Source organism: Pseudomonas sp. Pseusp88 (assembly GCF_047303955.1).
Classification (GTDB): Bacteria; Pseudomonadota; Gammaproteobacteria; order Pseudomonadales; family Pseudomonadaceae; genus Aquipseudomonas.
Window position 1 is genome coordinate 438,541 of the sequence record NZ_JBGLYM010000002.1, and the last position, 26,372, is coordinate 464,912.

Genomic DNA, 26,372 nt, shown 5'->3' on the forward strand with positions numbered 1-26,372 from the left:
TCCCCTGCCAAGCCCTGAATCTATGCTGACCTGGTTACAACGCAACACGTTCGACTTCCCGCCCCTGGCCAAGGCCTTGCGCGATCCTGACGGCCTGCTGGCAGCAGGCGGCGATCTGTCGCCGGACCGATTGGTCAGCGCCTATCGCCATGGCTGCTTTCCGTGGTTCATGGAAGGCCAACCAATCCTCTGGTGGTCGCCGGACCCGCGCACCGTGCTCTTCCCCGAAGAGATACATATCTCCCGCAGCCTTGCCAAGGTCATGCGTCAGGGCCGCTTTGAGGTGACCTTCGACCGCGACTTCGCGGCAGTCATCCAGGGTTGCGCAGGACCTCGGGACTACGTTGACGGCACCTGGATCACTGGCGCCATGCAGACCGCCTATCTGGAGCTGCATCGGCGCGGACACGCCCACAGTGTCGAAGTCTGGGAACAGGGTCAATTGGTTGGCGGGCTCTACGGACTGGCAATGGGCCAGCTGTTTTTCGGCGAATCCATGTTCAGTCGCACCGATAACGCCTCCAAAGTAGGTTTCGCCACGCTGGTCGAACGCCTGCACGCCTGGGGTTTTGTGCTGATCGACTGCCAGATGCCTACCGAACACCTGCACAGCTTCGGCGCCCGGCCAATTCCCCGAAGCGACTTTGCCGACTACCTGAGCAGGCATCTGGATCTGGCAAATAACGCCGACTGGCTGCCTAGGCGAGTCGGGTAGGCTGGCTTACACTCTTACTAGTGTTTTTTCTCAGGGGGCTGATATGACAGAGCTGGCGCGGCTGAAGTTTTATGCCACTCAACCCCATTCCTGCAGCTACCTGCCGGAGGAACAGGCGACCACGCTATTCCTCGACCCCAGTCAGCCGATGGATGTGCAGGTGTATGCCGATCTTTCCGACATGGGCTTTCGTCGCAGCGGCGATCATCTCTACCGCCCCCACTGCCAGAATTGCAGCGCCTGCGTACCGGCACGTATCCCGGTGGACATTTTCGTCCCGGACCGCCAGCAGAAACGCATCGTCAAACGCAATGCCGATATCCAGGTGCACAGCACCAAGCCGCGCTTCACCGAAGAATATTTCGATCTCTACCAGCGCTACATCGAGCAACGTCACGCTGACGGCGACATGTTTCCGCCCAGCCGCGATCAGTTTTCCACCTTTCTGGTGCGTGACCTGCCATTTTCCCGCTTCTACGAGTTCCGCGCCGGTGAGCGTCTGCTCGCCGTTGCCGTCACCGACCTGCTGCCCAATGGCCTTTCGGCGGTTTATACCTTCTACGAACCGGATGAAGAACGGCGCAGCCTGGGGCGCTACGCGATTCTCTGGCAGATCGCCGAAGCGACACGCCTGCAGCTGCATGCGGTGTACCTGGGCTACTGGATAAAGAACTGCAAAAAGATGAACTACAAGACCCAATATCGACCAATCGAGCTGCTGACGAATCAGAGGTGGGTGACTCTTTATTGAAGCCCTTGGCTAAAAGCGCATTTTTCGGGCACAATGCACGCCGCTTTTGCCTGGCGCCACTTGCACCGGGCCACTCATCAGATTCCGAGGGCTTTACTGCATGTCGAAAGAAGACAGCTTCGAAATGGAAGGCACTGTCGTCGACACCCTGCCCAACACCATGTTTCGTGTGGAGTTGGAAAACGGGCACGTCGTAACCGCGCACATCTCCGGCAAGATGCGCAAGAACTACATCCGTATTTTGACCGGTGACAAGGTGCGTGTTGAACTGACGCCCTACGACTTGAGCAAAGGGCGCATTACCTACCGCGCCCGCTAACTCAAGCTTGAATGAAAACGCCTGGCATCTGCCGGGCGTTTTTGTGTGCCCGGATTTTGACCTGACTGTCAGCCGCGCAAAAAAAGCCCCGCACCTCTTTCGAGATGCGGGGCTTTTTTGAGGCTTGAGACTTAAGCCATTTCAGCGGTGGTTTCGAACTCGAAGGTGATTTCGCCATCCTTGATGTCGACGTGTACCACGCCGCCATGTTCGGACAACTCGCCGAAGAGAATTTCCTCGGCCAGCGGACGCTTGATCTTGTCCTGGATCAGGCGAGCCATCGGCCGCGCGCCCATCGCCGCATCGTAGCCACCCTGCGCCAGCCAGCTTCTGGCCGCGTCCGAGACTTCCAGCAGGACACGCTTGTCTTCCAGTTGCGCCTGCAGCTCGGTAAGGAACTTGTCCACCACGCTCTTGATAACCTCATGGCTGAGGCGACCGAATTGGATGATGGTGTCCAGGCGGTTGCGGAATTCCGGCGTGAAGCTCTTCTTGATGACTTCCATGGCATCTGACGAATGGTCCTGATGCGTGAAGCCAATCGAAGCCCGCGCAGCAGTTTCGGCACCAGCGTTGGTAGTCATGATGACAATAACATTGCGGAAGTCCGCCTTGCGCCCGTTGTTATCGGTCAGGGTGCCGTGGTCCATGACCTGCAGCAGCAGGTTGAAGACCTCCGGGTGAGCCTTCTCGATTTCATCGAGCAACAACACGCAATGCGGCTGCTTGGTGATCGCTTCGGTCAACAGACCGCCCTGGTCAAAACCGACGTAACCCGGCGGAGCACCGATCAGGCGCGAGACGGTATGCCGTTCCATGTACTCGGACATGTCGAAGCGCACCAGCTCGATACCCAGCGCCTTGGCCAGCTGACGTGCGGCTTCGGTCTTGCCGACACCGGTAGGGCCGGCGAACAGGAAGGAACCGACTGGCTTGTCAGGCGACTTCAGGCCGGCCCGGGACAGCTTGATAGCCGTCGACAGCGAGTCGATGGCCGCATCCTGACCGAATACGGTGAGCTTGAGATCACGCTCCAGGTTACGCAGCAGTTCCTTGTCGGAACTGTTGACGTGTTTTGGCGGGATCCGCGCAATCTTGGCGACGATGTCCTCGACCTGCGGCACTTCAATGCGTTTGACACGCTTGTCGGCCGGTTGCAGGCGCTGGTAGGCACCCGCTTCGTCGATGACGTCGATGGCCTTGTCGGGCATATGACGATCGTTGATGTAGCGCGAAGCCAGCTCGGCGGCGGCACGCAGGGCCTCATCACTGTATTCGATACCGTGATGCTGCTCGAAGCGCCCTTTCAGGCCGCGCAGGATGCCGATGGTGTCATCCACCGAAGGCTCCGACACATCGACCTTCTGGAAACGCCGCGCCAGGGCCCGATCCTTCTCGAAAATCCCGCGGAATTCCTGGAAGGTGGTCGAACCGATGCACCGAATATCCCCGGACGAGAGCAACGGCTTGAGCAGATTGGAAGCATCCATGACGCCACCGGACGCCGCACCGGCACCAATGATTGTGTGGATTTCATCGATGAACAGAATGGCATGGGGACGTTTTTTCAGCTCATTGAGCAGCGCCTTGAAGCGCTTCTCGAAATCGCCGCGGTATTTGGTCCCGGCCAGCAAGGCGCCCAGGTCGAGAGAGTAGACGACACTGCTGGCGAGCAGATCAGGCACCTGATTGTCGACGATGCGCTTGGCCAGGCCTTCGGCGATGGCGGTTTTGCCCACGCCGGCCTCACCTACCAGCAATGGGTTGTTCTTGCGCCGACGCGCCAGAATCTGGGCGACGCGCTCGACTTCAACCTCACGGCCGACCAACGGATCGATACGACCCTGGCGCGCCAATTCATTCAGGTTGCTGGCATAGGCATCCAGAGGATTGCCTGAGGAAGAAGACTCACCGCCCTCGTCGTCCTGCATATCTTGCTCACCTTCAGAATGATCGCCGTGCCCAGGGACCTTGGAGATACCGTGGGCGATATAGTTGACGACATCGATGCGGGCAACGCTCTGCTGCTTGAGCAGGAACACTGCCTGGCTTTCCTGTTCGCTGAAAATCGCGACCAGTACGTTAGCGCCGGTGACTTCACGCTTGCCGGAGCTCTGCACATGGAAAACCGCGCGCTGCAATACGCGCTGGAAGCCAAGGGTAGGTTGGGTTTCTCGATCCTCGTCATGCACGGGGATGAGGGGGGTAGTGGAATCGATGAACTCTTGCAGATCATGTTTGAGTTTATCGAGGTTTGCGCCGCAGGCACGCAGAACAGTGGCGGCAGCCTCATTATCCAATAGAGCCAGCAGGAGATGTTCGACGGTCATGAACTCATGACGCTTCGAACGTGCCTCCTTGAAGGCCAGATTGAGGGTGACTTCGAGCTCACGGTTTAACATAGCTTCACCTCATACCCAAGTGGTCGGCGTTTAACCGTCCTTCTCGATCTCACAGAGTAGCGGATGCTGGCTTTCCCTGGCGTATTGGTTGACCTGCATTGCCTTGGTCTCGGCGATGTCGCGGGTAAACAATCCGCAGACTGCCCGTCCCTCTGTATGGACGGCCAGCATGACCTTGGTCGCCAGCTCACGATTCAGGTTAAAGAACACCTCGAGCACTTCGACGACGAAATCCATCGGGGTGTAATCATCGTTAAATAAAACCACCTTGTACATCGGTGGCGCCTGCAATGCCGGCTTGGCGTCCTGTACCGCGATCCCGGCCGCGTCATCCTCGTGGGGCTGCTGACCATCCTGATTGAATGTTAGTCGAATCTTGCTGATTGCATGCATGGAAAGAAAGGTTCGTAGGGGGGCGGATTGAATAATTAGTCGCAGTCTGACCGGTTTTCAAATGGACCGCCGCATGACCTTGACTATCGGCTAAACGGTGTTACAAACAATAGAACCCACATTGGGTAAAAAGGGTCCGCGTAGTCAACCAAAATTTTTTTCGGTCAGGCGGAGTGAGGTGGATGATACTCCAGACGGAGTCCTTTGCAGAGGGATATGACTATGCTCAGTGGTAAGGTCAAGTGGTTCAATAATGCTAAAGGCTATGGCTTCATTGTTGAGGACGGCAAGAATGACGACCTGTTCGTCCATTACTCCGCCATCCAAATGGAAGGTTATAAAACCCTCAAGGCAGGCCAACCGGTCAGCTTCGAGATCATTCAGGGGCCCAAGGGTCTGCATGCCGTGAAGATCGAGAGCCTCAAGACTCCCGAAACCGCCCCTTCAGCACATGCCGGTTCTTTAGCTGCCGCTCACAAGCCCGAGCACGCCACAGCCGAATAGGACAGCCGTCCTTACAGCTCCGCTCAGAAACCGGTCCGCTCATGCAGTTGGAACAGGCCGGTTGCGCAGGCTCGCCTGCACCTCGACAAAACTCCCCAGGCCGCCACGCCTCGCCGCACCCAGCCCGGGCGCACCAGCTCTTGCCTGCACCTCTCTGACCAGTGACCTCGACCAACGGCGAATATCTCTCATTCGATAGTACGCATAGCATTAATGCTAGAGCGCAATCGTTTGATATACTCCGCGCCGTGACTTATGAGTCATAGGGGCTTAACAGTCTGGAACGAGACTTTCAGCCTTTAAGGTACGTAGCGCCAGACCCGGCGCACGCGCTCGCTCGACTGATGCACCCACCATCACCGCGAATAAAGCTCGACTTTCGGCTCAAAAGGGACTTGTGAGCACGCGCGCATACCCTGCGCAGATCGAGATTTTGTGCATGCTCAGCAAAACAGAGAGTTCATACCAAATGTCTAACCGCTCGAAGATCATCTATACCTTCACCGACGAAGCCCCTGCCCTCGCCACCTATTCGTTGCTGCCTATCATCGAGGCTTACACCGCTTCTTCCGATATCGCCGTCGAAACCCGCGATATCTCCCTGGCAGGCCGTGTTCTCGCAAGCTTCCCAGAGTCGCTTGGTGCCGATCAACAAGTGGCTGACCATCTGGCCGAGCTCGGCGAACTGGCCAACACGCCTGAAGCCAACATCATCAAGCTGCCGAACATCAGCGCTTCCGTTCCTCAGCTGGTCGCCACCATCAAAGAACTGCAAGACAAGGGCTTCAAGATCCCGGATTACCCGGAAGCCCCTGCCAGTGACGCCGAGAAAGAAACTCGCGCACGCTATGACAAGATCAAAGGCAGCGCCGTGAACCCGGTTCTGCGTGAAGGCAACTCCGATCGTCGCGCGCCGCTGTCGGTCAAGAACTACGCGCGCAAGCACCCACACAAGATGGGCGCCTGGGCAGCCGACTCGAAATCCCACGTTGCCTATATGAGCAATGGCGATTTCTACGGCAGCGAAAAGGCCGCTCTGATTCCGGCCGCTGACACTGTCAAGATTGAACTGATCGCCCAGGACGGCAGCACCACCGTCCTGAAAGAGAAAACCGCCGTCAAGGCTGGCGAAATCATCGACAGCTCGGTAATGAGTGCCAAGGCACTGCGCAGCTTCGTGGCTGCCGAGATCGCCGACGCCAAGGCCAAGGGCGTACTGTTCTCGGTACACTTGAAAGCCACCATGATGAAGATCTCCGATCCGATCATGTTCGGCCTGATCGTTGCCGAGTTCTATAACGACGCGCTGACCAAGCACGCCGACATCCTCAAGGAAATCGGTTTCAACCTGAACAACGGTATCGGCGACCTGTACGATCGCATCGGCGCACTGCCGGCGGACAAGCAAGCCGAAATCAAGGCTGACATCGAAGCGGTCTACGCCGTGCGCCCATCCCTGGCCATGGTTAACTCCGACAAGGGCATCACCAACCTGCACGTACCAAGCGACGTCATTGTCGACGCCTCGATGCCTGCAATGATCCGTGATTCCGGCAAGATGTGGGGCACCGACGGTCAACTGCACGATACCAAGGCAGTGATCCCGGATCGCTGCTACGCCACCATCTACCAGGCTGTGATCGAAGACTGCAAGAAACACGGCGCCTTCGACCCTGTGACCATGGGCAGCGTGCCAAACGTCGGCCTGATGGCACAGAAAGCCGAAGAGTACGGCTCCCACGACAAGACCTTCCAGATCAAGGCACCTGGCGTTGTCCGCGTGACCGACGGCCAGGGCAAGGTCCTGATGGAACAGACCGTCGAAGCCGGCGATATCTGGCGCATGTGCCAGGCCAAGGACGCACCGATCCAGGACTGGGTCAAGCTTGCCGTCAACCGCGCCCGCGCCAGCAACACCCCGGCCGTTTTCTGGCTGGACCCGGCACGCGCCCACGACAGCGCCATGATCGCCAAAGTGCAGAAGTACCTGGGCGACCACGATACTTCGGGCCTGGACATCCAGATCATGTCTCCGGTCGACGCAATGAAGTTCACCCTGGACCGCACCCGTGCCGGCAAGGACACCATCTCGGTGACCGGTAACGTACTGCGTGACTACCTGACCGACCTGTTCCCGATCATGGAACTGGGCACCAGCGCCAAGATGCTGTCCATCGTGCCACTGATGAGCGGTGGCGGCCTGTTCGAAACCGGCGCCGGTGGTTCGGCCCCGAAACACGTACAGCAATTCGTCGAAGAAAACTTCCTGCGCTGGGACTCCCTGGGCGAATTCCTCGCGCTGGCGGCTTCCCTGGAGCACTTGGGTCACGCCTACAACAACCCTAAAGCACTGGTTCTGTCCAAGACTCTCGACCAGGCTACTGGCGAGTTCCTGGACCGCAACAAGTCGCCTTCGCGTAAAGTCGGCAACATCGACAACCGCGGCAGCCACTTCTACCTGGCCCTGTACTGGGCACAGGCACTGGCCGCGCAAACCGACGATGCCGCCCTGCAAGCGCAATTCGCACCTCTGGCCAAGACCTTGACCGACAACGAAGCAACTATCGTTGCCGAGCTCAACGCCGTTCAAGGCAAGCCGGTGGACATCGGTGGCTACTACCACCCAAATGCCGAGCAGACCAGCAAAGCCATGCGTCCTAGCCCTACCTTCAACGCCGCTATCGCCGCGCTGAACTAAGCCAGTCCTGCATTCAACAGCCCCGGCCATGTGCCGGGGTTGTTGTTTCTGCGCACGATCAATGAAACATGCGGGTCTGGCTTTAGCCGGGAATGGTCCGGTACATCCACTACATTTGCTTTATCTTCACAAATGCCTTCCCGGCCAAAGCCGGTCCCACGAAGATTGCGACACAACCCTCACTACCACGGAGCATCCGTTTATATGCAATGGCTTGCCCACGTCACCGTCGCCACCATCGTCGAAGATCAGGGTCGCTTCCTCTTCGTCGAAGAACTCAAGGGTGGTCGTGCCGTACTTAATCAGCCTGCCGGGCATCTGGAGGCCAACGAAACCCTGCAACAGGCCGCCCTCCGCGAAACCCTGGAAGAAACCGGCTGGGACGTCGAACTGACCAGCGTGGTCGGCATCTATCTCTACACCGCGCCCAGCAACGGCGTGACCTACCAACGCATCTGCTTCGCCGCCAAGCCATTGCGCCACCACCCCGAGCTGGACCTGGATGATGGCATCATCGGCCCGTTATGGCTGAGCCGCGATGAACTGGCCGCCGAACAGCAGCGCTGGCGCAGCGAGCTGGTAATGCGCTGTGTCGAGGACTACCTGGGCGGCGAACGCTTCAGCCTCAATCTGCTGCGCGACACGGTATGAGACTCAGGGACGCGAGCCTGCTAGAATCGCGTCTTTTTTAAAGCTGCCCGTTGAACTCCTATGTCTGATCCAGCCCTTTCCTCACCAGAAAAGACGCGCGTCATCGTCGGCATGTCCGGCGGCGTAGACTCTTCCGTATCCGCCGTCCTGCTCATGGAGCAGGGTTATCAGGTGGAAGGCCTGTTCATGAAGAACTGGGAAGAAGACGATGGAACGGAATACTGCACCGCCCGCGAAGACCTCGCCGACGCCCAGGCCGTCTGTGACCGCATCGGCATCAAGCTGCACACCGCCAACTTCGCTGCGGAATACTGGGACAATGTCTTCGAGCACTTCCTCGAAGAGTACAAGGCCGGGCGCACGCCCAACCCGGACATCCTGTGTAACCGCGAAATCAAGTTCAAGGCGTTCCTCGACTACGCCATGAGCCTGGGTGCCGACCTCATTGCTACCGGCCACTACGTGCGCCGCCGTGACGTTGACGGCCGCACTGAACTGCTCAAGGGCCTGGACCCGAACAAGGACCAGAGTTACTTCCTGCATGCCGTCGGCGGCGAACAGATCGCCAAGACCCTGTTCCCGGTTGGCGAGCTGGAAAAGCCGGAAGTACGCGCCATCGCCGAGAAACATGGCCTGGCCACGGCAAAGAAGAAAGACTCCACCGGCATCTGTTTTATCGGCGAACGCCGTTTTACGGACTTCCTGCGCCAGTACCTGCCTGCCCAGCCGGGCATAATCAAGACCACTGAAGGCGAAGTCATCGGTCGTCACGCAGGCCTGATGTACCACACCATCGGCCAGCGCCAGGGCCTGGGCATCGGCGGCCTCAAGGACGCCGGTGACGAGCCGTGGTACGTACTGGTCAAGGACCTGGAGCACAACGAGCTGATCGTCGGCCAGGGTAACGACCATCCGTGGCTGTTTTCCCAGGCCCTGATTGCCTCGCAGATCTACTGGGTCAATCCGGTGGACCTGAGCAGCCCGCGTCGCCTGACCGCCAAGGTCCGCTATCGCCAGGGCGACCAGGCCTGCACACTGGAGCAGACCGCCGATGGCTACCGCGCCGTGTTCGACGAGCCACAGCGCGCCGTGACACCTGGACAATCCGTAGTGTTTTACGACGGTGAGATCTGCCTGGGTGGCGGCGTCATCGAAGTCGCCGAACCCTGGTACAGCAAGGACAAACGTTGATGAGCCCGATTCAGGAGCAACTCACCGCCCTGGGGGCCGTGTTTCAGGCCGCCGTGCTGGTCGATCGTATCGCCAAGACCGGCCAGGTCAACGACGCTGCGCTCAACTGCATGCTCGGCACCCTGCTGGTCCTGGACCCCAAGGACACCCTGGACGTCTTCGGTGGTGACGACCTGAATCTGCGCGAGGGTTATCGCGCCCTGGCCAGCGCCCTGGAGCGGGATCCGCAGACCTTGCAACGCGAGCCGCTGCGCTATGCCCTGTCGATGCTCGGCCTGGAACGTCAACTGGCCAAGCGCGACGACATGCTGGACACCATCGGCAAGCGTTTGCCGCAGATCAAGTCCCAGGTTGAACATTTTGGCGTGACCCACGAAAACGTCATTGCCGCGACCGGCGCGTTGTACCAGGACACCCTGAGCACCTTGCGCCAACGCATCCAGGTGCATGGCGACATGCGCAATCTGCAACAACCCAACAACGCCTCGAAGATCCGCGCCCTGCTCCTTGCCGGTATCCGCTGCGCCCGCCTTTGGCGACAAGTTGGCGGTCACCGCTGGCAACTGGTAATCAGCCGACGCAAGTTGTTGAAAGAACTGTACCCGTTGATGCACGGCTGACACCGCCTGCCATCGACACGCTTGCTCCACACGCTGGGCGATCTACGTTGGTCAGCCGGAACCGGTAAGACCCGAGATTTCATGTATGATATGCGCCCAATTTCGTTGACCGACTGTCCGAGAACACCCCATGCAGCTCTCTTCGCTCACTGCGGTTTCCCCTGTTGACGGCCGCTACGCCGGCAAAACCCAGGCCCTGCGCCCTATTTTCAGCGAATACGGTCTGATCCGTTTCCGCGTCATGGTTGAAGTACGCTGGCTCCAGCGCCTGGCCGCTCACCCGGCAATCACCGAAGTGCCGGCGTTCTCCGCCGAAGCCAATGCCATTCTCGACACCCTGGCCGAGGACTTCTCCCTGGTCCACGCCGAGCGCGTCAAAGAGATCGAACGCACCACCAACCACGACGTAAAAGCCGTGGAGTACCTGCTCAAGGAACAGGCTGCCAAGCTGCCTGAGCTGAACAAAGTCAGCGAGTTCATCCACTTCGCCTGCACCAGCGAGGACATCAACAACCTGTCCCACGCCCTGATGCTGCGCGAAGGTCGTGACAACGTGTTGCTGCCACTGATGCGCGAAATCGCCGGTTCCATCCGTGAACTGGCCATCCGCTTCGCCAACGTGCCAATGCTGTCGCGCACCCACGGTCAGCCGGCATCGCCGACCACCCTGGGCAAGGAACTGGCCAACGTGGTCTACCGTCTTGAGCGCCAGATCGCTCAATTCGCCGCCGTACCCCTGCTGGGCAAGATCAACGGCGCGGTGGGCAACTACAACGCTCACCTGTCGGCCTACCCGGACGTCGACTGGGAAGAAAACGCCCGTGCCTTCATCGAAGACGAACTGGGCCTGGGCTTCAACCCCTACACCACCCAGATCGAGCCGCATGACTATATCGCCGAGCTGTTCGACGCCATCGCCCGCTTCAACACCATCCTGATCGACTTCGATCGCGATATCTGGGGCTATATCTCCCTGGGCTATTTCAAGCAGCGCACCATCGCTGGCGAAATCGGTTCCTCGACCATGCCGCACAAGGTCAACCCGATCGACTTCGAAAACTCCGAAGGCAACCTGGGTATCGCCAACGCGCTGTTCCAGCACCTGGCGAGCAAACTGCCGATCTCCCGCTGGCAGCGCGACCTGACCGACTCCACCGTACTGCGCAACCTGGGCGTGGGCTTTGCCCATAGTGTCATCGCCTACGAAGCCAGCCTCAAAGGCATCGGCAAGCTGGAGCTGAACGAACAGAAGATCGCCGCCGACCTGGACGCCTGCTGGGAAGTCCTGGCCGAGCCGATCCAGACAGTCATGCGTCGCTACAACATCGAAAACCCATACGAAAAGCTCAAAGAGCTGACTCGCGGCAAAGGCATCAGCCCTGAAGCATTGCAGACTTTCATCGACGGTCTGGACATGCCTGCCGAAGCCCGTGCCGAGCTGAAAAAGCTCACGCCAGGCAACTACATTGGCAATGCCGTGGCCCAGGCCATGCGCATCTGACCTGCAACAAAACGCTCTAAGCGCCCGGCTGAGCCGGGCGTTTTTATTCCAGTCGTAAAAATTCGTTTTTTCAATAGGTTACACATGAATCCTGATATTCCTCTTCAGCTGCTTGGCGGCATCTCGGCACGCGTCTTCCTGCGTGACTACTGGCAGAAAAAGCCCCTGCTGATCCGTCAGGCAATCCCGGACTTCCAGAGCCCGATCGACCCGGACGAACTGGCTGGTCTGGCCCTGGAAGAAGAAGTCGAATCGCGTCTGGTGATCGAAAACGGCGACCGTCCATGGGAAATGCGTCGCGGCCCGTTCGCCGAAGACGCTTTCAGCGAGCTGCCGGAGCGCGACTGGACCCTGCTGGTGCAGTCCGTCGACCAGTTCGTCCCGGAAGTCGGCGAGCTGCTGGAAAACTTCCGTTTCCTGCCGAGCTGGCGCATCGATGACATCATGATCAGCTACGCCGCACCAGGCGGCAGCGTCGGTCCGCATTTCGACAACTACGACGTGTTCCTGCTGCAGGGCCACGGCAAGCGTCACTGGAAAGTCGGCCAGATGTGCGACTCCCAGAGCCCGCTGATCGAGCATGCGGACCTGCGCATCCTCGCCGAATTCCAGGACAGCGAAGAATGGACTCTGGAACCCGGCGACATGCTCTACCTGCCGCCGCGCCTGGCACATTGGGGTGTGGCCGTGGATGAGTGCGTGACCTATTCGGTGGGTTTCCGCGCGCCGAGCGCCGCAGAAGTATTAACCCATTTCACCGATTTCCTCAGTCAGTTCCTGCCGGATGAAGACCGTTACAGCGATGCCGATGCACAGCCGGTCAGCGATCCGCACCAGATCCAGCACGACGCTCTGGACCGCCTCAAAAGCCTGCTCGCTGAGCACATGAGCGACGAACGTCTGCTGCTGACCTGGTTCGGCCAGTTCATGACTGAGCCGCGCTACCCGGAACTGGTTGCAGGGAGCGAAGATCTGCAGGAAGAAGACCTGCTCGCCAGCCTGGAACAGGGCGCAGTACTCATTCGTAACCCGAGCGCGCGCCTGGCCTGGTCTGAAGTGGATGACGATTTGCTACTATTCGCCAGCGGCCAGAGCCGCCTGCTGCCAGGCCATCTGCGCGAGCTGCTCAAGCTGGTGTGTGCGGCCGATGCCCTGCACAGCGAAAACCTCGAGCAGTGGCTGAGCGACGAAGAAGGACGCAACCTGCTCTGCGAGCTGGTCAAACAAGGAAGCCTGGGATTTGCCGATGAATAGACTCCACGTAAGTGTTGCTGACTGGCACAAGGACAACGCCGCTATCCGCCGTATCCGCGAAGCGGTATTCATCGCCGAACAGTCGGTGCCGCCAGAACTGGAATGGGACGCTGAAGACGCCGACGCGATTCACTTCCTCGCCTTCGAGGGTGACTACCCGATCGGCACCGCCCGCCTGCTCCCTGATGGCGAAATAGGTCGCCTGTCGGTACTCAAGGATTGGCGCGGCCTGAAAGTCGGCGAAGCACTGCTGCAAACGGTGATCGGCGAAGCCGAACGTCGCGGGCTGCAACGGCAGAAACTCAGTGCCCAGGTCCAGGCCACCGGATTCTACGAGCGCTTCGGCTTTACCGTGGTCAGTGACGAGTTCCTCGAAGCCGGCCTGCCCCATGTCGACATGGTGCGCAGCGGCAACTGATCCACATCTGTAACACCCTGAACGCCCTGTCATCTCACTTCAGTCTGACTATGCTGAAGTGCAGATGCCGGGGCGTTTTGCCATGTCCGATTCAATTTGCCTCCCTGCGGGCCGACAAACTGGCAAACTGGCAACAATCAGGCTCTAACGCGCCGTTCGCGGAGAAATGGACATGTCTTTACGCACCCTGCTTACCACCCTGCTGCTCACATGTAGCGTCTGCGCCATGGCCGCTACCGAAGTGCTGCCATTGAGCTATCGCACCAGCGATGACCTGCTACCGGTGGCCAAATCCTTCATCGGCAAGGACGGCACCGTCAGCGCCTACGGCAACCAATTGATCGTCAATGCCGACCCCGGCAAGATCGACGAGTTACGTGGCTTGCTCAAGCAACTGGACACCGCGCCCAAACGCCTGTTGATCACCGTCGACACCAGCGATACCGCCAACCAGAACATCTCCGGCAACAATCAGGGCCGGGTCATCAGCTACGGCACCGCCAGCCGCGAAGGCGGCAGCCAGCAGGTCCAGGCAAGCGAAGGTACGCCCGCTCTGATCCAGGTCGGCCAGAGCGTGCCCCTGACCACCAGCCAGACCGACAGCTACGGCTACTCGCGCACCGATACCCAGTACCGCAACGTTACCCAGGGCTTCTACGTCACCGCCAGCATCACCGGCGATATCGTGCACCTGAACATCAGTACCAACCGTGACCGCATGAGCCAGGAACAGGCCGATGCGATCAAGGTGCAGAGTACCGACAGCCAGGTCAGCGGCCGCCTGGGCGAATGGATCACTCTGGCGGGCGTCAGCAACCAGTCCACCGCCGATCAGCAGGGCGTCGCCAAACGCTACGCCACCCAGGGTCGCGACGACATGACCCTGCGTGTGAAGGTGGAAACCCTGGATTGAGCAATGACTGCCGGAGCGCCCCGGAAAATCGATACTAATCAGCCCTGAACTGACTGATTAGTCGTATTAGACCAAAGATGTAGTGCCACCAAAAAAACACTACAAAACGTTTGACGGGTGAAAAATGCCGTTGCATGATGACCCCGCTCCCGCTAATCAGAGGCTCTGCAAAGCCTCCGGATCGCCACTCAAAGCACCCCATCGAGTCGATTCGTGTTAGTACGCCCACAAGGCAGTTTGACGAGGTTGCGACTGGAACGAAGTTGTCCCGAGGGACGGAAGCGCAGTACGCAGCCAGGTTTTCCCGCAGTGATCGCAACACGGCATCCACGAGCCAACTTGCCCACTACGGATACCCCATGTCGCCCGGCCTTCTACCCCTCAGTGTCAACATTCGTAACCGTCGTTTTCCTCGCCCGAACAATGGCCTTGCAGCCAGCGTCTGGTCAGCGAGCAGCCTTTCCTGCGCCTTCAAGGTGCAGCCTGGCGGAGCAGGGACTTTCAACCAAGATATGCGACGAGGTTTATCTCCATGGCACTGACACGCGAACAACAAATAGCGGCTATCGAAAAAGACTGGGCCGAAAATCCGCGCTGGAAAAACGTGACCCGTACTTATTCCGCTGCTGACGTCGTCCGCCTGCGTGGCTCGGTTCAACCTGAACACACGTTTGCCAAGCTGGGCGCCGAGAAGCTCTGGAACCTGGTCACCCAAGGTGCCAAGCCTTCGTTCCGTCCCGACAAGGACTTCGTCAACTGCATGGGCGCCCTGACCGGCGGCCAGGCAGTACAACAGGTCAAGGCCGGTATCCAGGCCATCTACCTGTCCGGCTGGCAGGTTGCCGCCGACAATAACTCGGCCGAGTCGATGTACCCGGACCAGTCGCTGTACCCGGTGGACTCGGTTCCAACCGTGGTCAAGCGCATCAACAACTCGTTCCGTCGCGCCGACCAGATCCAGTGGAAAGCCGGCAAGAACCCGGGCGATGAAGGCTATATCGACTACTTCGCGCCAATCGTGGCTGACGCCGAAGCCGGTTTCGGCGGCGTACTCAACGCCTACGAACTGATGAAGAACATGATCGAAGCAGGCGCCGCCGGCGTGCACTTCGAAGACCAACTGGCCTCGGTGAAGAAATGCGGTCACATGGGCGGCAAGGTTCTGGTGCCGACCCAGGAAGCCGTGCAGAAGCTGGTCGCCGCCCGCCTGGCCGCTGACGTGGCCGGTGTACCGACCATCATCCTGGCCCGTACCGACGCCAACGCTGCCGACCTGCTGACCTCCGACTGCGACCCGTACGATCAGCCGTTCGTAACCGGTACCCGTACGCCGGAAGGCTTCTACAAGGTCCGCGCCGGACTCGACCAGGCCATCTCCCGTGGCCTGGCCTACGCGCCATATGCCGACCTGATCTGGTGCGAAACCGCCAAGCCAGACCTGGACGAAGCCCGTCGCTTCGCCGAGGCGATCAAGAAGGAATACCCGGACCAGCTGCTGTCCTACAACTGCTCGCCTTCCTTCAACTGGAAGAAGAACCTGGACGACGCGACCATCGCCAAGTTCCAGCGCGAACTGTCGGCCATGGGCTACAAGCACCAGTTCATCACCCTGGCAGGCATCCACAACATGTGGCACAGCATGTTCAACCTGGCGCACGACTACGCCCGCAACGACATGACCGCCTACGTGAAGCTGCAGGAACAGGAATTCGCTGACGCCAACAAGGGGTACACCTTTGTGGCGCACCAGCAGGAAGTAGGCACCGGCTACTTCGACGACATGACCACCGTGATCCAGGGTGGCGCGTCTTCGGTGACCGCGCTGACCGGTTCCACCGAGGAAGAACAGTTCCACTGATCCTCCCCCTCGTCGTACGCAAACAGGCCGCCCTCAAAGCGGCCTGTTTGTTTGCGTGACAGCCGGAATCGCGTTTTGCGGCGGCCTTCTCATTTCATTGTTAAAACTGTGCGTCGGCTAATAAAGCGCGGTAGTCGGACAATATCAGGACTACACTATGGGAAGAGCCTCCAAATGATATTAATTATCATTTAATGTAGCGGTTAAATTTCGTTGCGCCCACCAAGAAACATAATTAACAAAATGCCACGTAATGCCCGCCCCGCCTGCCCTGCAGCCCGGAGCGCCGAACCTCGACGATTAATTCATTCAATAATTTTGATGTAGTAAATTTACTTGCCAACTGTTTAGCCATAAAATCAATGGATTGATTCCCTGCGACATATCGTCACTCAGCTATTCTCTTCACCAAGCCCAGAGACCTTTGCTCTCTGTTAAGGACTGCCAGTATGCAAGATTCAACAGGATTGATTGCCCACAACTGGGGCTTCGCCATTTTCCTCTTGGGTGTTGTCGGCCTCTGTGCCTTCATGCTCGGTCTCTCAAGCCTCCTGGGCAGCAAAGCCTGGGGTCGCAGCAAAAACGAACCGTTCGAGTCCGGCATGCTGCCTACCGGCAGTGCACGCCTGCGCCTCTCGGCAAAATTCTATCTGGTCGCGATGCTCTTCGTGATCTTCGACATCGAAGCCCTCTTTCTCTTTGCCTGGTCTGTGTCCGTCCGCGAAAGCGGCTGGACCGGATTCGTCGAAGCACTCGTTTTCATAGCAATTCTGTTGGCAGGTCTTGTCTACCTATGGCGCGTCGGGGCCCTTGACTGGGCTCCCGAAGGTCGTCGTACTCGGCAGGCGAAGCTAAAACAATGAGGCTTTGGCGATGCAATACAATCTCACCAGGATCGACCCGGATGCTCCTAACGATCAGTACCCGATCGGCCAACGGGAAACCGTTTCCGATCCGTTAGAAGATCAAGTCCACAAAAACATCTACATGGGCAAGCTCGAAGACGTGCTGAGTGGTGCAGTCAACTGGGGTCGCAAGAACTCCCTTTGGCCGTACAACTTCGGCCTTTCGTGCTGCTATGTGGAAATGACCACCGCCTTCACGGCGCCCCACGACATCGCCCGCTTCGGCGCCGAAGTCATCCGGGCATCACCGCGCCAGGCCGACTTCATGGTCATTGCAGGTACCTGCTTCATCAAGATGGCGCCGATCATCCAGCGCCTCTACGAGCAAATGCTCGAACCCAAGTGGGTCATCTCCATGGGTTCGTGTGCCAACTCCGGTGGCATGTACGACATCTATTCCGTAGTCCAGGGCGTGGACAAGTTCCTCCCCGTGGATGTCTACGTGCCTGGCTGCCCGCCCCGCCCCGAAGCGTTCCTGCAAGGCTTGATGCTGCTGCAGGAATCCATCGGCCAGGAGCGTCGCCCTCTGTCCTGGGTCGTCGGTGAACAAGGCGTATATCGCGCCGAGATGCCGTCGCAAAAGGAACAGCGCCGCGAACAGCGTATTCAGGTCACCAACCTGCGCAGCCCCGACGAAGTCTGATCCAGCTCTCTCTTTTTACAAAAAAGACAAGAAACCGGGTTCATTCTGTACGTTGACCGATAGTGATCGAGACCTATGACTACAGGCACCGCTCTGTATATCCCGCCTTACAAGGCTGACGACCAAGACGTCGTCGTTGAACTGAACAATCGCTTTGGCGCCGAGGCGTTCACCGCCCAGGCCACCCGTACCGGCATGCCGGTACTGTGGGTCGAGCGTGCCCGACTGTTCGAAGTGCTGTCGTTCCTGCGCCAGCTGCCCAAGCCCTACTCCATGCTCTACGACCTGCATGGTGTCGACGAGCGCCTGCGCACCCATCGTCGCGGCCTGCCTGGCGCCGACTTCACGGTGTTCTACCACCTGCTGTCGGTAGAGCGTAATAGTGACGTAATGATCAAGGTGGCCTTGTCCGAAGGCGACCTCAGCGTGCCTACCGTGACCAGCATCTGGCCGAACGCCAACTGGTATGAGCGTGAAGTGTGGGACATGTTCGGGATCGACTTCCCGGGTCACCCGCACCTGAGCCGCATCATGATGCCGCCGACCTGGGAAGGTCACCCGCTGCGCAAGGACTTCCCGGCACGCGCCACCGAGTTCGACCCGTACAGCCTGACCCTGGCCAAGCAGCAGCTTGAAGAAGAAGCCGCGCGCTTCCGGCCGGAAGACTGGGGCATGAAGCGTTCGGGCACCAACGAGGACTACATGTTCCTCAACCTGGGCCCGAACCACCCTTCGGCTCACGGTGCGTTCCGCATCATCCTGCAGCTGGACGGCGAAGAAATCGTCGACTGCGTCCCGGACATCGGCTACCACCACCGTGGTGCCGAAAAAATGGCCGAGCGCCAGTCCTGGCACAGCTTCATCCCCTACACCGACCGTATCGACTACCTCGGCGGGGTGATGAACAACCTGCCGTACGTGCTCTCGGTCGAGAAGCTGGCCGGTATCAAGGTGCCGGAGAAGGTCGACACCATCCGCATCATGATGGCCGAGTTCTTCCGTATCACCAGCCACCTGCTGTTCCTGGGTACCTACATCCAGGACGTCGGCGCCATGACCCCGGTGTTCTTCACCTTCACCGATCGTCAGCGCGCCTACACCGTGATCGAAGCGATCACCGGTTTCCGTCTGCACCCGGCCTGGTACCGCATCGGTGGCGTCGCCCACGACCTGCCGCGTGGCTGGGAAAAGCTGGTCAAGGACTTCATCGAGTGGATGCCCAAGCGTCTGGACGAATACCAGAAGGCCGCACTGGACAACAGCATCCTCAAGGGCCGGACCATCGGTGTCGCCGCCTACAACACCAAGGAAGCGTTGTCCTGGGGTGTCACCGGCGCCGGCCTGCGTTCCACCGGCTGCGATTTCGACCTGCGCAAGGCCCGTCCTTATTCGGGTTACGAGAATTTCGAGTTCGAAGTACCGCTGGCTGCCAACGGCGACGCCTATGACCGCTGCATCGTCCGCGTGGAAGAGATGCGCCAGAGTCTCAAGATCATCGAGCAGTGCATGCGCAACATGCCGGAAGGCCCGTACAAGGCGGATCACCCGCTGACTACGCCGCCGCCGAAAGAGCGCACCCTGCAACACATCGAGACCCTGATCACGCACTTCCTGCAGGTTTCGTGGGGTCCGGTCATGCCGGCCAACGAGTCCTTCCAGATGATCGAAGCGACCAAGGGCATCAACAGTTACTACCTGACGAGCGACGGCGGCACCATGAGCTACCGTACCCGGATCCGCACCCCAAGTTACCCGCACCTGCAACAGATCCCTTCGGTGATCAGAGGCAGCATGGTCGCGGACTTGATCGCGTACCTGGGTAGTATCGACTTCGTTATGGCTGACGTGGACCGCTAAGCATGAATAACACGCTTATCCAGACAGACCGTTTCGCGCTGAGCGAAACCGAGCGCTCGGCCATCGAGCACGAGATGCATCACTACGAAGACCCGCGCGCGGCGTCTATCGAAGCCCTGAAGATCGTTCAGGGTGAGCGCGGGTGGGTGCCAGACGGCGCCATCTACGCCATCAGCGAAGTCCTCGGCATACCGGCCAGCGACGTAGAAGGGGTGGCGACGTTCTATAGCCAGATCTTCCGTCAGCCGGTGGGGCGCCACATCATTCGCGTCTGCAACAGTATGGTCTGCTACATCGGCGGCCACGAGAACGTGGTCAGCGAAATCCAGCGCTCGCTGGGTATCGGCCTGGGCCAGACCACTGCCGACAACCGCTTCACCTTGCTGCCGGTGTGCTGCCTGGGCAACTGCGACAAGGCCCCGGCCGTGATGGTCGATGACGACACCTTCGGCGATGTGCAGCCAGGTGGCGTCGCCAAGATGTTGGAGGCTTACCCATGACCATCACTTCTTTCGGTCCGGCCAACACCATCGCCCGTGCTGCGGAAACCCATCCGCTGACCTGGCGCCTGCGTGACGACGGCGAGCCGATCTGGCTCGACGAATACCAGCAGAAGAACGGCTATGCCGCTGCGCGCAAAGCGTTCGCCGACATGTCGGCTGACGACATCGTCCAGGCCGTCAAGGATTCCGGCCTCAAGGGTCGTGGCGGTGCGGGCTTCCCCACTGGCGTCAAATGGGGCCTGATGCCCAAAGACGAATCCATGAACATCCGCTACCTGCTGTGCAACGCGGATGAGATGGAACCCAACACCTGGAAAGACCGCATGCTGATGGAGCAGCAGCCCCATCTGCTGATCGAAGGCATGCTGATCAGTGCCCGCGCACTGAAAGCCTACCGTGGCTATATCTTCCTGCGTGGCGAGTACACCACGGCGGCGAAGAACCTGCGTCGCGCGGTGAAAGAAGCCGAAGCGGCAGGCCTGTTGGGCAAGAACATCCTGGGCAGCGGCTTCGACTTCGAGCTGTTTGTCCACACTGGTGCCGGGCGTTACATCTGCGGCGAAGAAACGGCACTGATCAACTCCCTGGAAGGCCGTCGCGCCAACCCGCGCTCCAAGCCGCCCTTCCCTGCCGCCGTGGGCGTGTGGGGCAAACCGACTTGCGTGAACAACGTCGAGACCCTGTGCAACGTGCCCGGCATCGTCGCCAATGGCAACGACTGGTACAAATCCCTGGCCCGCCCGGGCAGTGAAGACATGGGCACCAAGCTCATGGGCTTCTCCGGCAAGGTCAAGAACCCCGGCCTGTGGGAGCTGCCATTCGGCCTGCCTGCCCGCGAATTGTTCGAAGACTACGCCGGCGGCATGCGCGATGGCTTCAAGCTCAAGTGCTGGCAGCCAGGCGGCGCCGGTACCGGCTTCCTGCTCCCTGAGCACCTGGACTGCCAGTTCTACGCCGGTGGCGTGGCCAAGGTCGGCACCCGGATGGGTACGGGCCTGGCAATGGCCGTCGACGACAGCGTCAACATGGTCTCCCTGCTGCGCAACATGGAAGAGTTCTTCGCCCAGGAGTCGTGTGGTTTCTGCACGCCTTGCCGCGACGGCCTGCCATGGAGCGTGAAGATCCTGCGCGCCCTGGAAAAAGGCCAGGGCCAGCCGGGCGACATCGAGACCCTGCAAGGGTTGGTCGGTTTCCTCGGCCCGGGCCGCACTTTCTGTGCCCACGCACCGGGCGCAGTGGAGCCGCTGGGCGCCGCAATCAAATACTTCAGGTCGGAGTTCGAAGCCGGTATCGCCCCCGTGAGCGATACCAGCCCGGCGGCCTTCCAACGTCCGATTGTGGTTGGCGCATAACAAGACAGAAAGGATCGGCAGCCAACAGGCTGCCGATCTCGTACCCGATGACGCCTCACGGCTGTTTGATACGGGTAGCACCGAGATTCCATTAGCCACGCCCGCTGACACCGGGCCAACGAAGAACTTTGAACCATGGCTACTATCCACGTAGACGGCAAAGCGCTCGAAGTCGATGGTGCAGACAACCTGTTACAGGCCTGTCTGTCCCTCGGACTCGACATCCCTTATTTCTGCTGGCACCCCGCTCTTGGTAGCGTCGGCGCCTGTCGCCAGTGCGCGGTCAAGCAGTACAACGACGAGAACGACACCCGTGGTCGCATCGTCATGTCCTGTATGACCCCGGCCACCGACAACACCTGGATCTCCATCGATGACGATGAATCCAAGGCCTTCCGCGCCAGTGTTGTCGAATGGCTGATGACCAACCACCCGCACGACTGCCCGGTGTGTGAGGAAGGCGGCCACTGTCACCTGCAAGACATGACCGTGATGACCGGCCACAACGAGCGCCGTTATCGCTTCACCAAGCGTACTCACCAGAACCAGGAACTCGGCCCGTTCATCGCTCACGAGATGAACCGCTGCATCGCCTGCTATCGCTGCGTACGCTTCTATAAAGACTATGCCGGTGGCACTGACCTGGGCGTGTTCGGCGCTCATGACAACGTGTACTTCGGTCGCGTTGAAAGCGGCACCCTGGAAAGCGAGTTCTCCGGCAACCTCACCGAGGTCTGCCCGACCGGTGTATTCACCGACAAGACTCACTCCGAGCGTTACAACCGCAAATGGGACATGCAGTTCTCGCCGAGCATCTGCCACGGCTGCTCCAGCGGTTGCAACATCAGCCCCGGTGAGCGCTACGGTGAAATCCGCCGTATCGAGAACCGCTTCAACGGTTCGGTCAACCAGTACTTCCTGTGCGACCGTGGTCGCTTCGGCTATGGCTACGTCAACCGCGAAGACCGCCCGCGCCAGCCACTGCTGGCCAATGGCGAGAAGCTCAGCCTTGACGGCGCACTGGACAAGGCCGCCGATCTGCTGCGTGGCCGCAACATCGTCGGTATCGGCTCGCCCCGCGCCAGCCTGGAAAGCAACTACGCCCTGCGTGAGCTGGTCGGTGCCGAGCACTTCTACTCGGGTATCGAAGCTGGTGAACTGGAGCGTCTGCGCCTGATTCTCAAGGTGCTGAACGACAGCCCGTTGCCGGTTCCGACCCTGCGCGACATCGAAGATCACGACGCCGTGTTCGTCCTCGGCGAAGACCTGACCCAGACTGCTGCGCGCATGGCCCTGGGCCTGCGTCAGCTGGTGAAGAACAAAGCCGAAGACATGGCGGCGGCGATGAAGGTCCAGCCGTGGCTTGATGCTGCAGTGAAGAACATCGGCCAGCACGAGCTGAACCCGCTGTTCATTGCCAGCCTGGCTGAAACCCGTCTCGACGATATCGCCGAAGAGTGCGTCCACGCCGCTCCCGACGACCTGGCGCGCATCGGTTTCGCCGTGGCCCACGCCATAGACGCCAGCGCCCCTGCCGTGGAAGGCCTGGACAGCGAAGCCCTCGAGCTGGCCCAGCGCATCGCCGCCGCCCTGCTCGCGGCCAAGCGTCCACTGATCATCTCCGGCAGTTCCCTGGGCTCGACCGCGCTGATCGAAGCCGCGGCCAACATCGCCAAGGCGCTGAAACTGCGCGACAAGCAAGGCTCCCTGAGCCTGATCGTGCCGGAAGCCAACAGCATGGGTCTGGCGATGTTCGGTGGTGAGTCCGTTGACGCCGCCCTGCAAGCGGTGATCTCGGGCAAGGCCGACGCCATCGTCGTGCTGGAAAACGATCTGTATCGCCGTGTCGATGCCGCCACTGTCGATGCCGCTTTCGCCGCCGCGAAAGTGGTGATCGTGGCCGACCATCAGAAGACCCCGACCAGCGACAAGGCTCACCTGGTTCTGCCAGCGGCCAGCTTCGCCGAAGGCGACGGTACTCTGGTCAGCCAGGAAGGCCGCGCCCAGCGCTTCTTCCAGGTGTTCGACCCAACCTACCTGGACGCCAGCATCCTGGTTCACGAAGGCTGGCGCTGGCTGCATGCCCTGCGCGCCACCCTGCTGAACAAGCCGGTGGACTGGACCCAACTCGACCACGTCACCGCAGCCTGCGCCGCAAGCTCCGCGCAACTGGCCGGGATCATTGATGCCGCGCCGTCCGCTGCGTTCCGCATCAAGGGTCTGAAACTGGCTCGCGAACCGCTGCGTTACAGCGGCCGTACCGCCATGCGCGCCAATATCAGCGTGCATGAACCACGTACGTCGCAAGACCAGGACACCGCGTTCTCCTTCTCCATGGAAGGCTACTCGGGCTCGGCCGAACCGCGTCAGCAAGTGCCGTTCGCCTGGTCGCCGGGATGGAACTCGCCACAGGCCTGGAACAAGTTCCAGGACGAAGTCGGTGGTCATTTGCGTGCCGGTGATCCGGGCACCCGCCTGATTGAAAGCAAGGGTGACAACCTGTCCTGGTTCGCCAACGTACCGGGTGCTTTCGCACCGGCCCGTGGCACCTGGCAGGTCGTACCGTTCTACCATCTGTTCGGCAGCGACGAGACTTCGTCCAAGGCCGCACCGGTACAGGAACGCATTCCAGAAGCCTACGTGGCCCTGGCCAAGTCCGAAGCCGATCGCCTGGGTGTCAACGATGGCGCCCTGCTCAGCCTGAACGTTGCTGGCCAGACCCTGCGTCTGCCGCTGCGTATCAACGAAGAGCTGGGTGCTGGCCTGGTGGCCCTGCCAGCCGGTCTGGCCGGTATCCCGCCTGCAGTGTTCGGTAAAACCGTCGATGGCTTGCAGGAGGCAGCGCAATGACCTGGTTCACTCCTGTCGTAATCGATTCGATCATCGCCGTACTCAAGGCGGTAGTGATCCTGCTCGCCGTGGTGATCTGCGGCGCGCTGCTCAGCTGGGTCGAGCGTCGTTTGCTCGCCCTCTGGCAGGACCGTTACGGCCCTAACCGGGTCGGTCCGTTCGGTGCGTTCCAGATTGCGGCCGACATGCTGAAGATGTTCTTCAAGGAAGACTGGACTCCACCGTTCGCCGACAAGGTGATTTTCACCCTGGCCCCGGTGGTCGCCATGAGCGCCCTGCTGATCGCCTTCAGTATCATCCCGGTCACCGAGACCTGGCTGGTGGCGGACCTGAACATCGGCCTGCTGTTCTTCTTCGCCATGGCCGGTCTGTCGGTCTACGCGGTGTTGTTCGCCGGCTGGTCGAGTAACAACAAGTTCGCCCTGCTCGGCAGCCTGCGGGCTTCGGCCCAGACCGTGTCGTACGAAGTGTTCATGGGCCTGTCGCTTATGGGCGTGGTGGTTCAGGTCGGTTCGTTCAACATGAGCGATATCGTCAAGTACCAGGCCGAACACCTGTGGTTCATCATTCCGCAGATCTTCGGTTTCCTGACCTTCTTCATCGCGGGCGTAGCCGTGACTCACCGTCACCCCTTCGACCAGCCGGAAGCGGAACAGGAACTGGCTGACGGCTACCATATTGAATACGCCGGTATGAAATGGGGCATGTTCTTCGTCGGCGAGTACATCGGCATCGTGTTGATCTCGGCACTGCTGGTGACCCTGTTCTTCGGCGGCTGGCATGGCCCGTTCAATATCCTGCCGCAGCTGGCCTTCGTCTGGTTCGCCCTGAAGACCGCGTTCTTCATCATGCTGTTCATCCTGCTGCGCGCTTCGATCCCGCGCCCACGGTATGACCAGGTGATGGATTTCAGCTGGAAATTCTGCCTGCCGCTGACCCTGATCAATCTGCTGGTAACCGCCGCGATCGTGTTGTTGAACACGCCCGCCGGCGTGGCTCAGTGAGGACATAACCATGCTCAAGTACATTTTCAATATCGTGCATGGCACCTACACCCAGTTTCGCAGCCTGGTGATGGTGTTCTCGCATGCATTCCGCAAGCGCGACACCTTGCAGTACCCGGAAGAGCCGGTGTACCTGCCGCCGCGCTACCGTGGTCGTATTGTCCTGACCCGCGATCCTGACGGCGAAGAGCGTTGCGTTGCCTGCAACCTGTGCGCCGTGGCCTGCCCGGTCGGCTGCATCTCGCTGCAGAAAGCCGAAACCGACGACGGTCGCTGGTACCCGGAGTTCTTCCGCATCAACTTCTCGCGCTGCATCTTCTGCGGCCTGTGCGAAGAAGCCTGCCCGACCACCGCCATCCAGCTGACACCGGATTTCGAAATGGCCGAGTTCAAGCGTCAGGATCTGGTCTACGAGAAGGAAGATCTGTTGATCTCCGGCCCTGGCAAGAACCCCGACTACAACTTCTATCGCGTCGCCGGTATGGCCATCGCCGGTAAGCCTAAGGGCTCCGCGCAGAATGAAGCCGAACCGATCAACGTCAAGAGCTTGCTGCCTTAAGGAAGAAAGATGGAATTCGCTTTCTATTTCGCATCCGGTATCGCTGTTGTGTCCACCCTGCGGGTGATCACCAACAAGAACCCGGTGCACGCCCTGCTCTACCTGATCATCTCGCTGATTGCCGTGGCCATGACTTTCTTCAGCCTCGGCGCACCGTTCGCCGGTGTCCTGGAAGTGATCGCCTACGCTGGCGCCATCATGGTGCTGTTCGTGTTCGTGGTGATGATGCTCAACCTGGGTCCGGCTTCGGTCGAACAGGAACGTACCTGGCTCAAGCCCGGTATCTGGCTTGGCCCGATCCTGCTCTGCGGCCTGCTGCTGGCCGAGCTGATCTACGTGCTGTTCACCTATTCGAACGGTGCCGGCATCGGCCACACCACGGTTGACGCCAAGGCTGTCGGTATCAGTCTGTTCGGTCCTTACCTGCTGGTGGTGGAACTGGCCTCGATGCTGCTGCTGGCAGCTGTCGTGACCGCTTTCCACCTCGGCCGCAACGAGGCGAAGGAGTAAC

General features: G+C 59.9%; 24 protein-coding genes. 22 read left to right on the top strand and 2 right to left on the bottom strand.

The features are described from left to right. The first annotated feature begins 22 nt into the window (after nt 1-22). The 3 genes from aat to infA all read left to right on the top strand — a co-directional run bounded on the left by aat (nt 23) and on the right by infA (nt 1,785). Nucleotides 23-715 (top strand): leucyl/phenylalanyl-tRNA--protein transferase, encoded by a 693-nt coding sequence (gene aat, locus ACCD02_RS04475; protein ID WP_413298777.1) that lies wholly within the window; start codon nt 23-25, stop codon nt 713-715. 43 nt (nt 716-758) lie between these two features. Then, nucleotides 759-1,466 carry an arginyltransferase gene (locus ACCD02_RS04480; RefSeq protein ID WP_413298779.1) on the top strand — a complete coding sequence of 236 codons (708 nt, stop codon included), beginning with the start codon at nt 759-761 and terminating at the stop codon, nt 1,464-1,466. Nucleotides 1,467-1,566: 100 nt separating this feature from the next. Continuing rightward, nucleotides 1,567-1,785, top strand: coding sequence for a translation initiation factor IF-1 (gene infA, locus ACCD02_RS04485; RefSeq protein WP_002553999.1), 219 nt, complete (start codon nt 1,567-1,569; stop codon nt 1,783-1,785). Nucleotides 1,786-1,916: 131 nt separating this feature from the next. On the opposite strand, the gene clpA is transcribed toward infA, so the two are convergent. Further along, entirely contained in the window at nt 1,917-4,187 is a 2,271-nt protein-coding gene (gene clpA / locus ACCD02_RS04490; protein WP_259106051.1) for an ATP-dependent Clp protease ATP-binding subunit ClpA, read from the bottom strand. Between the two features lie 30 nt (nt 4,188-4,217). Further along, complete coding sequence (clpS, locus tag ACCD02_RS04495; protein WP_413298791.1) at nt 4,218-4,580, bottom strand: ATP-dependent Clp protease adapter ClpS; 363 nt, start codon at nt 4,578-4,580, stop codon at nt 4,218-4,220. A 216-nt stretch (nt 4,581-4,796) separates the two neighbouring features. On the opposite strand from clpS, the gene cspD reads away from it, so the two are divergent. The 19 genes from cspD to nuoJ all read left to right on the top strand — a co-directional run bounded on the left by cspD (nt 4,797) and on the right by nuoJ (nt 26,371). Further along, nucleotides 4,797-5,084, top strand: coding sequence for a cold shock domain-containing protein CspD (cspD, locus tag ACCD02_RS04500; protein ID WP_413298793.1), 288 nt, complete (start codon nt 4,797-4,799; stop codon nt 5,082-5,084). Between the two features lie 469 nt (nt 5,085-5,553). After that, nucleotides 5,554-7,782, top strand: coding sequence for an NADP-dependent isocitrate dehydrogenase (locus ACCD02_RS04505; protein ID WP_413298795.1), 2,229 nt, complete (start codon nt 5,554-5,556; stop codon nt 7,780-7,782). Nucleotides 7,783-7,986: 204 nt separating this feature from the next. Next, on the top strand, nt 7,987-8,433 hold the full coding sequence (locus ACCD02_RS04510) for an NUDIX hydrolase (RefSeq protein WP_413298797.1): 447 nt from the start codon (nt 7,987-7,989) through the stop codon (nt 8,431-8,433). A 60-nt stretch (nt 8,434-8,493) separates the two neighbouring features. Further along, nucleotides 8,494-9,624 carry a tRNA 2-thiouridine(34) synthase MnmA gene (gene mnmA / locus ACCD02_RS04515; RefSeq protein ID WP_413298799.1) on the top strand — a complete coding sequence of 377 codons (1,131 nt, stop codon included), beginning with the start codon at nt 8,494-8,496 and terminating at the stop codon, nt 9,622-9,624. Continuing rightward, nucleotides 9,624-10,244 (top strand): high frequency lysogenization protein HflD, encoded by a 621-nt coding sequence (gene hflD / locus ACCD02_RS04520; RefSeq protein WP_413298801.1) that lies wholly within the window; start codon nt 9,624-9,626, stop codon nt 10,242-10,244. Before mnmA ends, hflD begins: the two co-directional genes overlap by 1 nt. A 130-nt stretch (nt 10,245-10,374) precedes the next feature. After that, the gene (gene purB, locus ACCD02_RS04525; protein ID WP_413298803.1) at nt 10,375-11,745 is read left to right on the top strand and encodes an adenylosuccinate lyase; all 1,371 of its coding nucleotides are present in this window, start codon (nt 10,375-10,377) and stop codon (nt 11,743-11,745) included. Nucleotides 11,746-11,829: 84 nt separating this feature from the next. Further along, nucleotides 11,830-12,999, top strand: a complete 1,170-nt coding sequence (locus tag ACCD02_RS04530) for a JmjC domain-containing protein (protein WP_413298805.1) — start codon at nt 11,830-11,832, stop codon at nt 12,997-12,999. Then, entirely contained in the window at nt 12,992-13,417 is a 426-nt protein-coding gene (locus tag ACCD02_RS04535; RefSeq protein ID WP_413298807.1) for a GNAT family N-acetyltransferase, read from the top strand. Before ACCD02_RS04530 ends, ACCD02_RS04535 begins: the two co-directional genes overlap by 8 nt. Before the next feature lie 166 nt (nt 13,418-13,583). Further along, nucleotides 13,584-14,330 (top strand): secretin N-terminal domain-containing protein, encoded by a 747-nt coding sequence (locus ACCD02_RS04540; protein WP_413298809.1) that lies wholly within the window; start codon nt 13,584-13,586, stop codon nt 14,328-14,330. A gap of 532 nt (nt 14,331-14,862) precedes the next feature. Continuing rightward, nucleotides 14,863-16,188: an isocitrate lyase gene (aceA, locus tag ACCD02_RS04545; protein WP_259106041.1), complete on the top strand. Its 1,326-nt coding sequence runs from the start codon at nt 14,863-14,865 to the stop codon at nt 16,186-16,188. Nucleotides 16,189-16,637: 449 nt separating this feature from the next. Continuing rightward, nucleotides 16,638-17,051, top strand: a complete 414-nt coding sequence (locus ACCD02_RS04550; RefSeq protein WP_413298812.1) for an NADH-quinone oxidoreductase subunit A — start codon at nt 16,638-16,640, stop codon at nt 17,049-17,051. 10 nt (nt 17,052-17,061) lie between these two features. Next, entirely contained in the window at nt 17,062-17,736 is a 675-nt protein-coding gene (locus ACCD02_RS04555) for a NuoB/complex I 20 kDa subunit family protein (RefSeq protein WP_259106039.1), read from the top strand. A gap of 75 nt (nt 17,737-17,811) precedes the next feature. Continuing rightward, nucleotides 17,812-19,593, top strand: a complete 1,782-nt coding sequence (gene nuoC / locus ACCD02_RS04560) for an NADH-quinone oxidoreductase subunit C/D (protein WP_413298814.1) — start codon at nt 17,812-17,814, stop codon at nt 19,591-19,593. A 2-nt stretch (nt 19,594-19,595) separates the two neighbouring features. Continuing rightward, nucleotides 19,596-20,093 (top strand): NADH-quinone oxidoreductase subunit NuoE, encoded by a 498-nt coding sequence (gene nuoE / locus ACCD02_RS04565; RefSeq protein ID WP_413298816.1) that lies wholly within the window; start codon nt 19,596-19,598, stop codon nt 20,091-20,093. Further along, on the top strand, nt 20,090-21,448 hold the full coding sequence (nuoF, locus tag ACCD02_RS04570; protein ID WP_413298818.1) for an NADH-quinone oxidoreductase subunit NuoF: 1,359 nt from the start codon (nt 20,090-20,092) through the stop codon (nt 21,446-21,448). The genes nuoE and nuoF overlap by 4 nt, the downstream gene beginning before the upstream one ends. Before the next feature lie 135 nt (nt 21,449-21,583). Further along, the gene (gene nuoG / locus ACCD02_RS04575) at nt 21,584-24,298 is read left to right on the top strand and encodes an NADH-quinone oxidoreductase subunit NuoG (RefSeq protein ID WP_413298820.1); all 2,715 of its coding nucleotides are present in this window, start codon (nt 21,584-21,586) and stop codon (nt 24,296-24,298) included. Beyond that, a complete protein-coding gene (gene nuoH, locus ACCD02_RS04580) occupies nt 24,295-25,302 on the top strand; it encodes an NADH-quinone oxidoreductase subunit NuoH (protein ID WP_413298822.1) in 1,008 nt (335 codons plus the stop codon). Before nuoG ends, nuoH begins: the two co-directional genes overlap by 4 nt. 10 nt (nt 25,303-25,312) lie before the next feature. After that, entirely contained in the window at nt 25,313-25,861 is a 549-nt protein-coding gene (gene nuoI, locus ACCD02_RS04585; RefSeq protein ID WP_413298824.1) for an NADH-quinone oxidoreductase subunit NuoI, read from the top strand. A gap of 9 nt (nt 25,862-25,870) precedes the next feature. Next, nucleotides 25,871-26,371 carry an NADH-quinone oxidoreductase subunit J gene (gene nuoJ / locus ACCD02_RS04590; protein ID WP_413298826.1) on the top strand — a complete coding sequence of 167 codons (501 nt, stop codon included), beginning with the start codon at nt 25,871-25,873 and terminating at the stop codon, nt 26,369-26,371. Nucleotide 26,372 lies beyond the last annotated feature (1 nt).